Genomic DNA, 15560 nt, shown 5'->3' on the forward strand with positions numbered 1-15560 from the left:
GTTATGGTGGACGTGCGCAGGGCACCTTCGGGTGCGCCGGGCCCTAATCACCGGTCTCCTAACCTGCGTACGACCGCCGCCCCGTTTAGTAGCGCAGGTATCGGCTCTCTAGCGTTGATTAGAAGTTGAACCCATGGACAAACCTGTCCCCGCGCCACCCGCTTCAGAACTGCAGTTCTTCACCACCACCCCAGACCTCAACTTCGAAGACGCCCTGGCCCATGCCAGCAGCGTGTTGCGTTGTGCCGCCGTTGCGGCGCAAAAGGCCGGGGATCAACTGGAAGGGACTTCACGCACGTTGGTGCTGTCGGTCATGCACCTGGTGGACATGGCCAGTGTGATGGTGGATCGGTCGCTGGAGTGTATGCAGCCGAGCTAATACAATGTCGCTCAGAGTGAGGGAGCATGCTCCCCACTTTAATCGCTTGCACTGCCCCTACGAAAAAATACGAATTTACTGTGCCAAAATCCAACGCTAGCCTATTTCTGGCTAGCAACACTCACGGTCATCCTGCTCCGAGTCCATTTACTCTGAACTGGGAATATCAGAATGACCATCGGTTCCAACTTCAATTACCCCGCAGACACCGCCCAACACCCCCATCGAAAAAAGCGATCCAACAAGAGCAAATGGGCAGCCAGGTTCCCTAATCCACCTGATTTATGTTTCGACTACCGCGCGCTCGTGGAGCAGGTGAATGGAATTGCCCAGGCTACTGAACCCCACCATAAAATATGCATTATTGGCGCTGGCATTACGGGCTTAACAACGGCACGTGAACTTCACCGGTGCGGCTTCACAGATATTACGTTAATTGAAAAGTCAAAGCGTATTGGCGGCAGGCACCTCACCGCTCTTGGGAATAACAATACCAACACCGTAGGCAGACCGCCTTTCGAGATGGGCGCAATGAGAATGCCGTTCTTCAACACATCAGACGAACCGCCTAAAGATGGGCGTTCACTCATGGCCTATTACGCTAACGAATTCGAACTGCGCCACACAGACTTCCCCAATCCAGGCAGCCCTGCGGTGCGATCCACAGGTATATTTCTACGAGAAGGAAGCGTCGATGACAGCGCAGAACCCACCATGCTTATCTGGAAAAACACGGATGGAAAAACACCGCCTCCAGGTCAAACACTGGGCAATGTTTTCGCAAAATGGAAAGCCTTCGCCGAGCGCATGACGTTGATCGTCTCCGAACATTACGGTACTGAAGGCTGGGAGAACATGTGGAATTTAATAGTCAAAAAATACGAAAGTGTTTCCTTCCGCGACTTGGTCCAAATGCCAAGCATCGGTAGCTGGCAATCAAGTGACCCTGGAAACTTCGGTGGCATGGGCATGACTGCACAGGAATCCGCGGTTTTCTACGCCATCGGCATTGGTGATGGCAGTTGGGGAGCCTTCTATGACGTGTGTTCACTTTACCCTCTGCGCACGGCGATATTTGGATTCAGCAGTCATCTGCAATTAATCCACGGGCGTGTGAACGCGGACGGCACACCGATGGTGTCGCCTTACTTAGACCATCCCGAGCCCTTGGATTCGAGAGGTCTAGCTTTTAACAAACCCAACTACATCGGACTTGGATCCCTGGCCGAATCCATACTCTTTATCAAGCCCGAAGACACACATGACTCTTTATACGAGCACCTCATAAAAACTCACTCCGGACTCATGACCCATTGTGCAGTAACAAAGATCAAGAAACTGAAAAACGGGAAAACACGAGTCTATTTCGACTGGAACATCACACAAAAAGAAAACGTAAAAAAAGAATTCATCGATTATGACTCCGTAGTGATGACACTACCTTCATGGCTGATCGAAACGCAAATATCAATTGAAAACTTCAACCCGGAAATGCTCCCTTTTGAAATCATAGACGCCTACAAAACAGCTCATTGGGAAACCAGCTGCAAAGTGTACGCGCCACTTAAAAAAACGTTTCTCTCTCACAATAAAAAAATCCCTCAAGCCATCGTGACGGATAGCTTGGTTCATGATGTATATACCTACCGCTACAACCCTAACAATACCTACGACTGCATTCTTCTCAGCTACACATGGGAAGACGACGCCACAAAGCTATCGGTATTCACCGATGAAGAACTCGTTGATAGATGCATCGAAGACCTCGACAGAATCCTTTTGAAATCTACCAATATCAAAGAAAAAATATCACCCTACATCGGTCGTAATCACGCGGTGGTTCAACGATGGATGAATGATAAAAACTCGCTTCGCTGCGCAAAGCTTTATCGTGCAGGTACTTATTACGACGCCATGAAACTACTGAAATACAATCGAGACTTTTCTCACAAGTCAGGCTTGTACCTCTGTGGTGAATCCTTCTCTGTCGATGCGGGCTGGACGGAGCCCTGCTTCAGGGGAGCAATCGATACCGTGATAAACATTTGTAATAGAACGCAAGCCGCTTTCAACGGAGGTTTTACTATGGACGACTACCCAACCTATAAAGCCGAACCTTAAAAGAAAGAGACTACAACGTAACGGGAATCACCTGACTTTTAATTGAACACTTGCTCGCCTCTTATAAACGCCCAACCGAATCACGGTTGTATAACAATAAGAGGTCACCGCCATGAGCGAACCAGCAAGCCCCGCACGCGTAGCCGTCATCCAACTGGACCCTCAGGTTGGCGTGAACAACCGAGCCAACAATCTGCGTCAAAGTCTTGCACTGGCGACAGAAGCGGCAAACGGTGGAGCGAACCTGATCGTACTGCCCGAGCTTACCAATTGTGGGTATTTCTTCAGCAGTCGCCAGGACGCCTTTGATCATGCCGAACTGGTTCCAGGCGGCGAAAGTGTGCAGGCGTGGATAGATTTTGCCTGTAAGCACCAGGTGTACCTGGTGGCAGGCCTGTGTGAAATAGACGGTATGCAGTTGTTCAATACAGCGGTGCTGCTAGGCCCCGACGGGTTTATCGGCAAATACCGCAAGGCGCATCTATGGAACCTGGAAAAGCTCTGGTTCACGCCTGGTGATACCGGATTTCCAGTATTTGAAACCCCGATAGGCCGTATTGGCCTGCTGATTTGTTGGGATATCTGGTTCCCGGAGGTGCCACGTATCCTCAGCCAGCAGGGCGCCGATATTATTTGCAGCCTGAACAATTGGGTGTGGACGCCACCGCCGCTGTTCGATGAGGCAGGCAAATGCATGGCGTCGTACCTGACGATGACCGCCGCCCACGTCAATAACGTGTTTATCGCTGCCGCCAGCCGCATTGGCGAAGAGCGGGAAGCGCGTTACCTCGGATGCTCGTTGATTGCCGGAACCAACGGCTGGCCGATTGGCGCGGTAGCTTCAGCCAATCGTCAGGAAATCCTGTTCGCCGACATTGATATCACCAGCGCCCGCAGTGCTCCGATCTGGAACAGCCTCAATGACCTGCAGCGTGATCGACGCAATGATCTCTACGATCAAATGCTCGGCTACTCCCAACACCCTGCCCTTCCGCGCTGATCAGAGGGTGTGCTATGAAAACACTCATTACCGAAACAAGGTCCAACCGGTCCAGGGCAGATCTCACCGTCCTGATACTGGGGTTAGCCAGTGTGCTACTGGTGCTGTGGGTGGCGCTCAGCAACCAATGGTCCTGGCCAGGCTACGCCGAGATGGTCGCAAGCCTTCCCCACCCTGTTGCCTGGCTACGGTGGATAGTCGGGGATATCAGTGAAGTAGCCTTCTACAAGCACGAACTGGCATCGCTCGGTTTGTTGGGCGGCGCCTACCTGGCATGGTGGGCAAGCAAGCACGGTAAAGCCTGGCAGGGATTTTCTATTTCCTACGGAACAGGGTTATGGCCTTGGTTGGTAACCAGTTCACTGCTGGGGTTAATGCTGAGCAATCTACTGTGGGGCTGGAGCGTCACCGCACAGACGTGGCAACCAACGTTTGCGGCATTCGTCTCGTTACCAGCAGCCATGGTGCTGATGTTCGGCGGCGGCTGGAAAGTTGCCGTAAACGGTGCAGTGTTGGGCGCATTGCTGGTGACCCCCATTTGCCTGCTGATCGTGAACTTCGTGTGCGTTCCACTGGGTCTTCCAGTAGTGATCGGCAATGTGGTGGGCATGGCGATCGGCAGTGTCATTGCATTTGTAGCGTGTCGTCGAGTGCCGTCGCTGGTGAGTTCTGATTACACAGCCCCCGCCAAGCCGGCACCCGCGAAGCCGCCCACTTACGGTATCGCATGGGGCCTGCGTCGGGTGTTGGCAGATTTCTCCGAAGCGCCATTTTTCGGAAACGAACTCGCGAGTCTCGGGTTGCTGGCAGGTGTGTTGGTGGCCTATGCACTGAACCCGATCAGCCCGGCGTATGGATCTGGCCTGGTTTTGCACCTGCTCGCGGCCCAGGCGCTAACATCGGCTCTGGGCGTCGTGATCTGGCGAAAACAGTGGATGAAACGAGGATGGTTTCCGACCTACGTTCCACTGGTCCCTGCAGTGCCAGCAGCTGTATTAACCCATGGTGGTAGTTGGACAGTCATCGGTTCAAGTGCTCTGCTTGGGGCTCTGGTCGCGCCGCCACTAGCCTGTGCGATTGCGGGCCGCTTGCCCGCACACTTTCACCCGTACATTGGCAATGTCACCTCAATGGCGTTGAGTACGTTGATGATAGTGCCTTTGGTGGGTTGGTTGATCGAGATGTAGCCCTTGCCCCACGCTGTATTCTTTATGCAGCGTGGGAACAGCTTTTCCCCCTTACAGCCAATGCCAGAACCGACTCCAAAACCCCCGCCCCAAACCATCCTTGCACCGCGCATACTGCGCCGCATACAGCTGTGAACGCGCCTGCACCTTGCTCGCCACCGGCGGCAGCCAGGCCTTGGCGGCGTAGGTGCGTTGGCGGTAGCCACCCCAGCCTTCGTGGTAGTTCAGGTACTGGCCGTAGGCGTCGTATTTGTAGACGCCGTTGACGGTGTAGGTCTTGTCCATGTACCAACCGACAAAGTCGATGGCGTCGTCGAAGTCCTGGCGACTGGCGCCGCTGCGGCCGGTGCTCTTGCGGTAGTCGTTCCACACTTCGTCCTTGGCCTGGGCGTAGCCGGCGGCGGTGGAAACGCGGCCCCAGGGGATGATCCACAGCAGGTATTTGCGGGGGGCCAGGGCGTCCTGGCGGAAGCCGGACTCCTGGTACATGATGGCGAACGGCACCTGAATCGGCACGCCCCAGCGTTTTTGCGTGACTTTGGCGGCGTCGTACCAGTCGTCCTTTTCGCGGAAGATACCGCAGAGGTCATTGGGCGTGCGTGGCGGCGAGGTGCCGCACGCCGCCAACAGGGAGGAGAGTAGTAAAAGTCCGACGGCTTTGGCTGCGCTCAAGGGGCACCTTTGCGAGATACGCGTAAAAAGACCGGCATTTTACGCGTTCATTGAGGTGAGTGCCGATGTGTCATCCAGTTGTTTTGATAACAGCGGTGACCTCCAATTCCAGCATTCCGCCGCTGGGCAACCCCGCCACGCCGACCGCCGAACGTGCATGCCGGCCCTGCTCGCCAAACACATCAATCAACACCTGGGAAGCGCCGTCGACCACGTTGGAAAAGCGCTGGAAACCCTCGCCGCCAAACACAAACCCTCGCACAAACAGAATGCGCTCGACGTTCTCCAACCCTACCACCTGATCCAGCACGCTCAAGGTGCGCAACGCGCAGGTTTGACCGGCCTGTGTCACCCGCGCTGGCGAGGTCTGGTCCGTCACCGGTCCGCTGATCACGCCATCGCCCAGCCGGCACACTTGTCCACTCACATAGGCCACACCCGCATGAATCGTCACCGGCACATAGTCACCCTTGGGGCCTGGCGCCTCGGGCAGTTGCAAGCCCAAGGCGGCGATACGCTCGCGAATACTCATGCGGGCTCCTCGACAAACGCCACATGCCCGCCCAACCAGCACCCCTGCACCTGCCCTGCCGCATCGTGACGAAAGCGCAGGGAAATCTGCGAAGGCCGGCCCATTGCGCGGCCCTGGCGGATGTACACCGGACGATCGTCAGCGGCCACCAAGCCAGTTTCCAGCAGGCCAAAAGACAAGGCCGCGGCGGCGATGCCGGTGGCGGCGTCTTCCGGGTAACCCGAAGACTTGGGGAACTGTCGCGCATCAAACTGGCGACCTTCAAGGTCCGACGACGCGTAGGGATACAACCCCGTGGAACCAATGTGCTCGCACAGTTGCTCCATGCGGCGGAAGTCCGGCTTGAGGCTGTCCAGCACGGCCACGCTCTTCAGCGCGATCAGGGTCTTGACCCGGCTGGTGCGGGCGTTCTGGATCGGCAACGGCGCCAGTTCATTGGACGTGATGCCCAACACCGACAGAATTTCGGCCTCCACCTGCGGGTCGCTCAAGGTTTCAACCTGCCCTTTGGGTTGGCTGATTTCGACTTGAACCTGCGGCGTGCCGGCATTGGTAATCCGTGCATCAACCCGCCCGCTCAACGTCCACAGCGCCAGGCGCTCCTTGTGCAGCATGCCCAATTGATCCAGCAGCCAAATGGCGCCGACGGTGGCATGGCCGCACATTTCCATCTCATGGTTGGGCACCCAGAAACGCAGGGCAAAATCGAAATCGCTGCCGGCCGGTGCGGCAAACACAAAGCCGCATTCATGCCCGTAATCGCGGGCGACTTGCTGCATATCGGCATCACTCATGCCGTCGGCCAGCGCCACGGTGGGCGCCAGGTTGCCGCCACGCGCGGTGGCGGGAAAGACATTGACCAGATGAACCTCGGGCGTCATTTCGCCTCTCCCTTGAGGGTGGAAACAGTCGGCGCCACGGCGTCGACGATGGTGTTGGTGTAGACCTGCTGCGGGTCGAGTGTTACCGGGTCATTCTCGACGGCGTTCATGAAACTGATGTTCTTCTCGACGCCGTCTTTTTCGATACGCGGCGTGGCCGGATAGGACGGCAACGAAGCCATCCAGGCGGCGTCGAAGATCGCCGCATCGGTGTGGGCGAAGTACGGACGCACCGACTCGCGGGCCTTGTCCGGTTCGCTGGCGATCAGGTGTTCGGCTTTCCAAATAGCGCGCACCAGTTTCTCGGCGGTGGCCTTGTTGCTGCTCAACCAGTCCTCGCGGGCGATCATCGCGGTGAACAGGAAGCCGTCCAAGGGTTTGTATTCGCCCTTGGCCAGGTCCATCAGCACAAACCCGCCCTGCTGCGCCGCCGTGGTGACGGTGGGCGGCGACAGCGAGAAACCGTTGATGCTGCCCTGGGAAAACGCCGCCAGCATGTTCGGCGCACCGCCGATGGGCATGATGGTGAAGTCCTTATCCGGGTTCAGGCCGGCGTCCTTGGCCAGGTAGCGCACCAACATGTCGGTGGTGCTGCCGGGGCCAGTAACGCCGATCTTCAAGCCCTTGAGCGCCTCGGCACGCGCCGAGATGGGCGAAGCGGCCGACACACCGGCTTTGCGCGCCGACTCGCCGTCGATCACCACGGTGCTGCCGAACTGGGTCTGCACGGCGGCAAACGCCTGCACGTTCTGGCCTTTGGACCGCGCGCGCACTGCGACCGCAGGCAAACCAACATAGGCATCGGCATCGCGACCGAGCACGGCCGTCAACGCCGCCGAGCCACCTTTTTGAAACACGATCACTTCAACATTCAGGCCTTCTTCGGCGAAGTAGCCCTGTTTCTGCGCGACGTAGATCGGCACATACAGAAAGCCTTCGCTGGGGAACGCCAGGGTGACCTTGGTGAGGTCCTGGGCCTGGGCGGCGGGCAGGAAGGCAGCGCACAACAGACCGACAATCACAAGACGCTTATGCATGATCAAGCTCCAAACCAAGGGGGGTTAAACCGCGACTTCACGTTCCGCTTCATTGGCTTTCCACGGCATCAGCTTGCTTTCGGCCACCTTCACCGCCGTGTTCAGGATCAGCGCCAAAACAATGATCCCAACCAAAGCGGCAAACACGCCGGCGGTGTCGAACTGCGAGGCCGCATCCGATAGCAGATAACCCAGCCCACGGTTGGCCGCGATGATCTCGCCCACCAGCGCGCCGATCAGCGCATAAGGCACCGACAACCGCAGGCCGGTGAACACCCAGGTGAAGGCCGAGGGGATCACCACCATGGTCAGCAGGTCACGTTCCTTGGCGCCCATCAAGCGCAGGATGGTCAGTTGCTCGCGGGACACGTTGCGCACGCCGCTGTAGGTGTTGAGGAACACCAGGAAGAACACCACCGCGGCGGTGAGGATGACTTTCATCGGCAAACCGATACCGAACCAGAGGATGAACAGCGGCGCCAGCGCCACTTTCGGCAGGCTGTAGAAGGCCGTCAAAAACGGATCGAGGATGTCGGCCAGCAACTTGGCGCGACCCAGTACGAGGCCTGCGATCAAACCTGCGAGAGAGCCGATGAAAAAGCCCAGCACCGCCTCCAGGGTGGTGATGCCGGCATGGTAGAAAAATACGCCATTGAGCAGGATTTTCCACAGGCTCTGGCCCACGGCCGAAGGGCGGCTGATGAAGAATTCCGCGCCAAACCAGCGCGACACGCCTTCCCACAACAGCATGAGGAACACCAGGAACAGCAAGCGATAAACCCGAATCATACGACCTCCAGCGAGTGAGCCAATGAAGAAGGGTCAGCGGCGCCGGCAACGTCGGGCGCCAGGCGTTTCCACAGTTCGGCGCAGAGTTCCACGTAGCGTGCGTCGGAGCGCAGTTGCACCAGGTTGCGTTCACCGCTCAGCGGGATATCGAGCACATGGTCGATGGTGCCGGGGCGACCGGCGAACACCACGCAGCGGTCGGCGAGCGCAATGGCTTCGTCGACGTCATGGGTGACGAACAGCACGGTCTTGTTGAGCTTGCGGCACAGGCGCAGCAGTTCGGTCTGCAGCGTCAGACGCATTTGCGCATCGAGGGCGCCGAAGGGCTCGTCCATCAGCAGGGTTTCCGGGTCGCTGGCCATCAAGCGCGCCATGGCCGCGCGTTTGCGCATGCCGCCAGAAAGCTGGTTGGGGTAGCTTTCGCCGAAACCGGTGAGGCCTACCAGCGCCATCAGCTCTTCGACCCGTGCTTCGATCTCGGCCTTGGGCACGCGGCGAATCTGCAGCGGCACCGCGATGTTGCCCGCCACCGTGCGCCAAGGCAGCAAGTGATCGGCCTGGGTCATGTAGCCGACCCGGGTGTTCACGCCTTTGACTTCAACGCCGTCGTAGTGCACTTCGCCGACCGTGGGGCCGAACAGCCCGGCGGTCATGTTGAGCAAGGTGGACTTGCCGCAGCCCGACGGGCCGACTAGGGTGATGATTTCGCCGCGCTGGACCTCCAGCGACACATTGCGCACGGCCACAAATTGGCGGCCCTCGACGTTGAAGCTTTTTTGCACGCCTGAAAATCGGATAAAGGGTTTTGCGCTCACCGCCCCTCCTCGTCCGGTACGCCGGACTTGTCTGTTGTTGGTGAGCAGAGGATGAAGGGATGACAGATTTGTGGCGCACGGGATCGGGCCGGATCATGCGCGGGATCGGGACACCGGTGATTGGGGTTGCGCCAGGAGGAACCAACTCGAATGTGGGAGCTGGCTTGCCCGCGAAGGCGGCCTACCAGACAACCACTACCCAACTGTCACACCGCAATCTAACTGTAGGAGCTGGCTTGCCAGCGATGGCGGCCTGACAGCCGACCACAATCTAATTGTCACACCGCAATCCAAATGTGGGAGCTGGCTTGCCTGCGAAGGCGGCCTGACAGCCGACCTGGATGTTGGATCTGATCGGGTACATATCCGTTATTTAGGTAACGGCCACTTATGGTTCCGCCCTTACGGCGGGTCACTTCTGGAAAAGAGCCCGGAATGCCGGCCCAGCCAAAAGGGCTCTTGCCCCAACACTCGGTACCTCGCCTAGGCTCGGTATGCCCGTAATCCGACAGGGATTTGGGGGGGGCCGCCTGAGATCAAAAGCCAGATCAAAATCACGATCACGATCACGATCACGATCACGATCAAGAACGGCTCGCTTCGCATTGTGGTTTGTGCTGGTGTCAGCTACGGCGCCATTCATCCGGGGAGATGCCCAACACCCGGCGGAACACATGGGCCAGGTGCGATGGCGATTCGTAGCCGACGTTGTTGGCGATCTCCAGCACTGACAGGCGTGTATGCCGAAGCAGGGTCTGCGCCCGTTCCAGGCGCAGCCGTTGCACATAGGCCAACACCGTCTCACCGGTGTGCTGCGCAAACAGGCGGGTCAGGTGTCGGCGGGACAGATGGAACACTGCCGCAATGTCATCCAGCCCTGGCGCATGCTCGAGATTGCCTTCCACGTAGGCTTTCACATCGCGCACCAACATGGCGCCATGGCGCTCGGTGGAAGAGCGTTGCAGGCTCGGCTGACTGAGGGAGATCGCCAGGCATTCGAGCAACAACAGGTGATCGGCCTGGGCCAGTTGGCGGCGGCGATCTACGTAGGGGTCGGGTTGGCTGAAGGCTTTTTTCGCCAGCAACAAATGGTGCAGCGACGCGGAGGTTTGCCAGATGCCCAGGGTGGGCACGCGCAGCAGGCAGTTGGCGTCACCGGACAGGTCACGCAGGGCGTAGCACATGTAGTCAGGGTCGACGTAGAACGCCAGGTGGCCCTGGCTGGCCGTGAGTGATGAGGAAGAATGGCTGCATTGCGGCGGCACCAGCACGAACTGGCGGTCGATCACCGAGGTGCTGCGCCCGCTGTCTTCGTCCTTGAAGCGCAGCAAGCCATGCTCGGGCACCATGAGCATGAACTCGTCATGGGCATGGGCACCGGTTTCATAGGCGCCATTGGAATTGAAGACGCTGTAGATATCACGCATCGCCAGGCACTGCCGGTGGGTATTGAAATGCTGACACTAGCATGTTTGATGCCAGTGAAAAGCAGCGTCCCTGCTGCAAGCATTGTTAAGCCAACGGCACTCGGCGCGTGGTCAGGGCCATCCGCCCTACCAGGAAGCTCAAGGCCGCGCCCAACAACAGCATGGCCAAGGTGCTCCAGGCCGCACGGGAGAGCTGTTTGGCCGCGACTTCGCCGGCTTCACGGGCTTTCTGCTCGGCCTGTTGCTTCAGTTCATCAACCTTTTGCATGGCCTGCTGATAGGCCTGGGCGTAGTTGTCGACGATCTGGGTAGCTTCTTCCTTGCTCTTGCCGGTGCGGGCCGCAACGATATTGACCAACGCGTCTTTGTCCGCTGCATTCAGCGCGGGCTCACCGGAAGCCTTGACGCGTTCGAACCATTGCTTCAACGCATCGCCAGCCTGGGCAGGGTTGCTGGCTGCGGCGGTCGCCGACTGCTTGCCATCGGCAGCGGCCTGGTCGGTTTTCTGTTCGACGTTGGCCGGGTCCAGTTCAGGCTTGCCACTTTGCTTGAGCAAGGTGTCCAGCTCGCCTTGCAGGCTGTTCCAGTCCAGTTGGATGCCCTGCTCGTTCAACTGCTGCTTGACGCTGTCGCCAATGCCCGGTGCTACCGCGGCAATGCCGCTGCCGGCAGCCGACAGGCCTTTACCTACCACATTGCCGGCGGTGCCGACGACACTGGCGGCCAAGCCCGCCAGCAGCCAGGTGGTGAGCAGCGTGGTGAGGGTCCAAGTCAGTACGCCGTGCAGGCCGCCGCGATCAGGGGCCGTGCGGCCCGCCACAAAGGCGCCGAGGCCAACAGCGACCAGGGTCGAGACAAACAGCCAGATCCCGGCGCCCGTGCCGAACCCACTCAAAGGGTTGCCGGCTTGCATGGGGTCGACGGCGCTGGCGCCGATGGCGGTGCCCAACACACTCAGCACCAGGTAACTCACCAGGGCAATTGCACTCCCGGCCAGTACCGCACTCCAGGACACGCGAAACGGCGAACGGTTGGTTTCATAGACAGGGGTCATGATTGATCCTTTTTGCGTTATTGACCGCCTCAGTCTGGCGAGCCAAGTACCGCTCGTCCCCGCGCAAATGCACCGGGATGAATAGTGCATTTGCACCCCACCCCAGGCAATTGGTCTGCACTATCCTGAAGCCCCGGTGTCGTAATTCCACGCGTCTAAAACCCGGAGAAACCATGACCCAGGATGTCCTCGCCAAAGAAACCAACCGCCGCCAACTGCAGCAGATTGTCTCCGGGGTATCCGACGGCATCATCCTCGCGGAAGTCGACCAAACCATCCTCTGGGCCAACGAAGCTGCGCTGAACATGCACGGCATCGATGACGTCGCTGCACTGGGTGCCAATACCCAGGCCTACGCCGAACGATTTGCCCTGCGCTATCGCAACAACCACCCGGTGCTGTTGGAGAACTACCCCCTCGCCCGCGTCGCCGCTGGCGAAGAGTTCAGTGACGTGGTGGTGGAAGTTTCCCCCACCGAGGACGCCGACAGAACCTGGGTCCATCGCCTGCGCAGCCTGGTGATCAGTGACTCCCACGGTGAGCCGGAATTGCTGGTGCTGATCCTCAGCGACGCCACCGAATGGGCCAGCGCCGAACAGCGCTTCGAAAAAACCTTCAACGCCAACCCGGCGCCGGCGGTGATCTGTCGCCTGAGTGACTTGCGTTACATCAAGGTGAACCAGGGCTTTCTGGAGATGACCGGCTACAACCGCGACCAGGTCATCGGTAAATCCGTCTATGAGCTGGACGTGCTGGAACAGGCCGAGCGCAAAGACCTGGCCATCCAGCGCCTGGGCGAAGGTGCGACCATCCCGCAGATGCAGGCCGAGCTGCGCCTGCCTGAGGGCGGCAGCAAACTGGTGATCGTCGCGGGGCAACCGCTGGACATGAACGAAGAGGACTGCATGCTGTTCTCCTTCATGGACCTGGAGCCGCGCCGAAAGGCGGAAATCGCCCTGCGCCAGAGTGAGGAGCGCTTCGCCAAATCGTTCCGCCTGACGCCCGTGCCAACCCTGGTGTGTAGCGCCGCCAACCGCCAGGTGGTGGACATCAACGAAGCCTTCATGAGCATCACCGGCTATACCAGCGAGGAGCTGATCGGCAAGTCCATCGAAGACATCGACTTTATCGACAGCCCGCAGGCGGCCGCGCAGTTGTTCGCCAACCTGGAAAAAGCCGGCAACCTCGACGGCCAGGACCTCAAAGTGCGCAAGAAAGGCAACGAGGTGATCGACTGCGTGGTCTCCGCCGACACGGTGATCATCCAGGATGTGCCCTGCTATCTGCTGGTGATGATGAACATCACCGAACGCAAACGCTCGGAGCTGGAACTGGTGGCGGCCATCGAAGAAGTGATGCAGGACGCCTCCTGGTTCAGCCAGACCCTTATCGAAAAACTGGCCAACGCCAAGAGCGTCAACAGCCCCAGCCAACCCAATGTCGCCTTCACCGACCTCACCGCCCGGGAGCGCGATGTGCTGGGGCTGATCTGCGAAGGCTTGGCTGACAAGGAGATCGCTTCGCGCTTGAAACTGGCGCCCAACACGGTGCGTAACCATGTGGCCACGGTGTACTCGAAACTGGGAGTGCACAGCCGCAGTGCGGCCATCGTCTGGGCCCGTGAACGCGGGCTGTTTGCCGGGGAATTGCGCCTCAAGAAATAGACCGTGGAAGTACAAATGCACTAGTGCACTTAGTGCGAATTCGCCTTATTGCAGCGGGCAGCACGCCATAACCTTCAAGCATCGAACTTATGCCTGAAGGAACCCGCATGTTTACCCTCTCTCAACTGCGAAATTGCATCGAAGAAGGCCTGTCGCCGCTGACGTGTGAATTCACCCTGTGCCGGGACGCGTCCCTGACCCTCAAGGTCTACGACGCCGAGACCGGCCGTGTGGATCTGGTGGTGACCGGGATCAGCACCAACCGACTGCAGACCCCGCAAGAAGTCGAAAAGATGGTGGAAGAATTGCGCTACGAACTGCAGAGCAACACCATGGGCAAGCTCACGCTGGATGACTTGCCTTCAACGACGCACCAATGAAATAGAATATCCCGCCTGCGACGATGAACGCCCCCAGCATGTAGAACATGTAGTAGGCCGGCAGGCTGGCCAGTACCAGCCCACACAACACCGGCCCCAACGCGGCACCCAGGTTGGACAGGTTCTGCGCCCCGTAGTACATGCCGCGCAGGTGGTCCGGGGCGATGCGGTCGATAAACATGTACTCGGCCGGAAACACGATGATCTCCCCCACCGTGAACACCGCCATCGCCAGCACCCACCACAACACGCTGGTGGACAGCGCGAACCCGACGATTCCCAGCATGAACATGCCCAGCCCCGCGATCAGCCATTGGCCCAGGTAGCGATGCGAAATACGCCGCCCGATCACGTACTGCAAGGCAATCACCAGCACCGCGTTGGTGGTCAGCACGGCGCTGACCACGGTGTAGGTGTATTCGGCTGTGGTGGTGGTCACCAGGTATTGCGACAGCCACGCGGTGAACTGGCCGAAGACCACCGCACTGAGCACGCCGCCGAGGGTGAAGCAGACCAGGCGGTGATCCCTTAAGAGCACCCGCCCGACGGCGAGGAATGGCACCGGCTTTTGCGTGGCATCCACGGTGGTCAGGGTGCGGTCGCCCCAGCGCCAATACAGCAGGAAAAAGCCCACCCCCAACAGCGCCGAGAGGATGAACGGCAAGCTGATATCCAACTTGGCAATCATCGCCCCGAAAAAAGGCCCCACGGCATAACCGACATTGGTCAGGGTGTACTTGATGGAAAACACTTCGCTGCGCGCCTCTTCGGGCAACAGGCTGGCAAAGCCGGCTTTGACGGCGATATCGATCACCGCGTACGCGAGGTTGATCAGGATCAGGCAGGCATAGAACACCCAGAAATGCTGCACCAGCACCGTGCCGATAAAGCCCAGTACAAACAGCGCACTCAGCCCCAGCAACAACCGGTAGCTGTTGATGCGGTCGACAAGGAAACCGCCATACACGCTGAGCAACGAGCCGACGATCAGCGAGCTGCCGATGACCAGGCCAACCTGGGTGATGTCGAGGGCAAAGCGGTGGGTAAGGTAAATCACCAGGTAGGGAAAGGTGATGGCCTTGGCCAGCGTCAGCATGAGCGTGGCCGAAAGCAGCAGGTTTACGGTGCGGGGGTAGTTTCTTATTGTGGCAAGCATCCTGCTCTCGATCGTTGAAGGTAACGCGGCGTCTATGGCCGGTTACCTTAACCCAGGGCAGGCACTACCGACACGGTCATTTCTTGACGGGGGTGATCTCGAGAATGGTGCCGTTGGTGGTCTTGAGCAGCACGAATTTATCGCCTACCCGCGTCCATTGGCTGTCTTCCTCAGGCTGCTTGAGGCCGCGCTTTTTCCAGTCGCTGACCGCCGATTCCTTGCGCATCAGCATGTCCGGCGCACGGTCACCCTCTTTCAGGTCACGGGTGTTGATGTTCGAAGGTTGCACGGTTTCCTGGGGGGTGTCACCGGCCTGCACGATAAAGCTGGCGGTGGACAAGCTTGTGGCGACCAGCAGGCTGGCAATCAGGGATTTGGCTTTCATGGGTGCTCCTTCAATGAATGATGCGTACCCAGGTTCGGACCGCTGCGATGCGTGATCATTCCATCGGGCCTCTCACTGCCC

16 protein-coding genes are annotated in these 15560 nt (G+C 58.8%); 6 read left to right on the forward strand and 10 right to left on the reverse strand.

Features of this window, described 5'->3' with window-relative positions; translation table 11 throughout:
• Nucleotides 1-133: 133 nt before the first annotated feature.
• From ACP7C6_RS25980 to ACP7C6_RS25995, 4 genes are all read left to right on the forward strand, one after another.
• Complete coding sequence (locus tag ACP7C6_RS25980) at nucleotides 134-379, forward strand: DUF6124 family protein (protein ID WP_426109425.1); 246 nt, start codon at nucleotides 134-136, stop codon at nucleotides 377-379.
• A 171-nt stretch (nucleotides 380-550) separates the two neighbouring features.
• Nucleotides 551-2500 (forward strand): flavin monoamine oxidase family protein, encoded by a 1950-nt coding sequence (locus ACP7C6_RS25985; RefSeq protein WP_426109426.1) that lies wholly within the window; start codon nucleotides 551-553, stop codon nucleotides 2498-2500.
• A 112-nt stretch (nucleotides 2501-2612) separates the two neighbouring features.
• Complete coding sequence (locus ACP7C6_RS25990; RefSeq protein ID WP_028619623.1) at nucleotides 2613-3500, forward strand: nitrilase family protein; 888 nt, start codon at nucleotides 2613-2615, stop codon at nucleotides 3498-3500.
• A 14-nt stretch (nucleotides 3501-3514) separates the two neighbouring features.
• Complete coding sequence (locus ACP7C6_RS25995; RefSeq protein ID WP_426109427.1) at nucleotides 3515-4687, forward strand: hypothetical protein; 1173 nt, start codon at nucleotides 3515-3517, stop codon at nucleotides 4685-4687.
• Between the two features lie 51 nt (nucleotides 4688-4738).
• Here the strand turns inward: ACP7C6_RS25995 and ACP7C6_RS26000 are convergent, their stop codons facing one another.
• The 8 genes from ACP7C6_RS26000 to ACP7C6_RS26035 form a co-directional block, all read right to left on the reverse strand.
• Complete coding sequence (locus ACP7C6_RS26000) at nucleotides 4739-5359, reverse strand: hypothetical protein (protein ID WP_426109428.1); 621 nt, start codon at nucleotides 5357-5359, stop codon at nucleotides 4739-4741.
• Nucleotides 5360-5429: 70 nt separating this feature from the next.
• A complete protein-coding gene (locus ACP7C6_RS26005) occupies nucleotides 5430-5891 on the reverse strand; it encodes a RidA family protein (RefSeq protein ID WP_028619620.1) in 462 nt (153 codons plus the stop codon).
• Nucleotides 5888-6772, reverse strand: coding sequence for a PhzF family phenazine biosynthesis protein (locus ACP7C6_RS26010; protein ID WP_426109429.1), 885 nt, complete (start codon nucleotides 6770-6772; stop codon nucleotides 5888-5890). Before ACP7C6_RS26010 ends, ACP7C6_RS26005 begins: the two co-directional genes overlap by 4 nt.
• Nucleotides 6769-7809 (reverse strand): ABC transporter substrate-binding protein, encoded by a 1041-nt coding sequence (locus ACP7C6_RS26015; protein ID WP_122684240.1) that lies wholly within the window; start codon nucleotides 7807-7809, stop codon nucleotides 6769-6771. The genes ACP7C6_RS26010 and ACP7C6_RS26015 overlap by 4 nt, the downstream gene beginning before the upstream one ends.
• 24 nt (nucleotides 7810-7833) lie before the next feature.
• Nucleotides 7834-8598: an ABC transporter permease gene (locus ACP7C6_RS26020; RefSeq protein ID WP_028619617.1), complete on the reverse strand. Its 765-nt coding sequence runs from the start codon at nucleotides 8596-8598 to the stop codon at nucleotides 7834-7836.
• Entirely contained in the window at nucleotides 8595-9413 is an 819-nt protein-coding gene (locus ACP7C6_RS26025; protein WP_236318676.1) for an ABC transporter ATP-binding protein, read from the reverse strand. The genes ACP7C6_RS26020 and ACP7C6_RS26025 overlap by 4 nt, the downstream gene beginning before the upstream one ends.
• 623 nt (nucleotides 9414-10036) lie before the next feature.
• Entirely contained in the window at nucleotides 10037-10840 is an 804-nt protein-coding gene (locus tag ACP7C6_RS26030; protein WP_426109431.1) for a helix-turn-helix domain-containing protein, read from the reverse strand.
• 85 nt (nucleotides 10841-10925) lie between these two features.
• Complete coding sequence (locus ACP7C6_RS26035; RefSeq protein WP_068931780.1) at nucleotides 10926-11894, reverse strand: hypothetical protein; 969 nt, start codon at nucleotides 11892-11894, stop codon at nucleotides 10926-10928.
• 173 nt (nucleotides 11895-12067) lie between these two features.
• On the opposite strand from ACP7C6_RS26035, the gene ACP7C6_RS26040 reads away from it, so the two are divergent.
• Together ACP7C6_RS26040 and ACP7C6_RS26045 are read left to right on the forward strand one after the other, a co-directional pair.
• Nucleotides 12068-13558 carry a PAS domain S-box protein gene (locus ACP7C6_RS26040; protein ID WP_068931779.1) on the forward strand — a complete coding sequence of 497 codons (1491 nt, stop codon included), beginning with the start codon at nucleotides 12068-12070 and terminating at the stop codon, nucleotides 13556-13558.
• 107 nt (nucleotides 13559-13665) lie between these two features.
• Nucleotides 13666-13938, forward strand: a complete 273-nt coding sequence (locus ACP7C6_RS26045; protein ID WP_028619612.1) for a DUF1652 domain-containing protein — start codon at nucleotides 13666-13668, stop codon at nucleotides 13936-13938.
• Here ACP7C6_RS26045 and ACP7C6_RS26050 read toward each other — a convergent pair.
• Both ACP7C6_RS26050 and ACP7C6_RS26055 read right to left on the reverse strand, forming a co-directional pair.
• Complete coding sequence (locus tag ACP7C6_RS26050; protein ID WP_311895566.1) at nucleotides 13901-15094, reverse strand: MFS transporter; 1194 nt, start codon at nucleotides 15092-15094, stop codon at nucleotides 13901-13903. The two genes, ACP7C6_RS26045 and ACP7C6_RS26050, sit on opposite strands and share 38 nt — an antisense overlap.
• A gap of 76 nt (nucleotides 15095-15170) precedes the next feature.
• Complete coding sequence (locus tag ACP7C6_RS26055) at nucleotides 15171-15479, reverse strand: RcnB family protein (protein WP_028619610.1); 309 nt, start codon at nucleotides 15477-15479, stop codon at nucleotides 15171-15173.
• Between the last annotated feature and the right edge of the window lie 81 nt (nucleotides 15480-15560).

The sequence above is a fragment of the Pseudomonas sp. TWR1-1-4 genome (genome assembly GCF_049897165.1).
Taxonomy (GTDB): domain Bacteria; phylum Pseudomonadota; class Gammaproteobacteria; order Pseudomonadales; family Pseudomonadaceae; genus Aquipseudomonas; species Aquipseudomonas canadensis.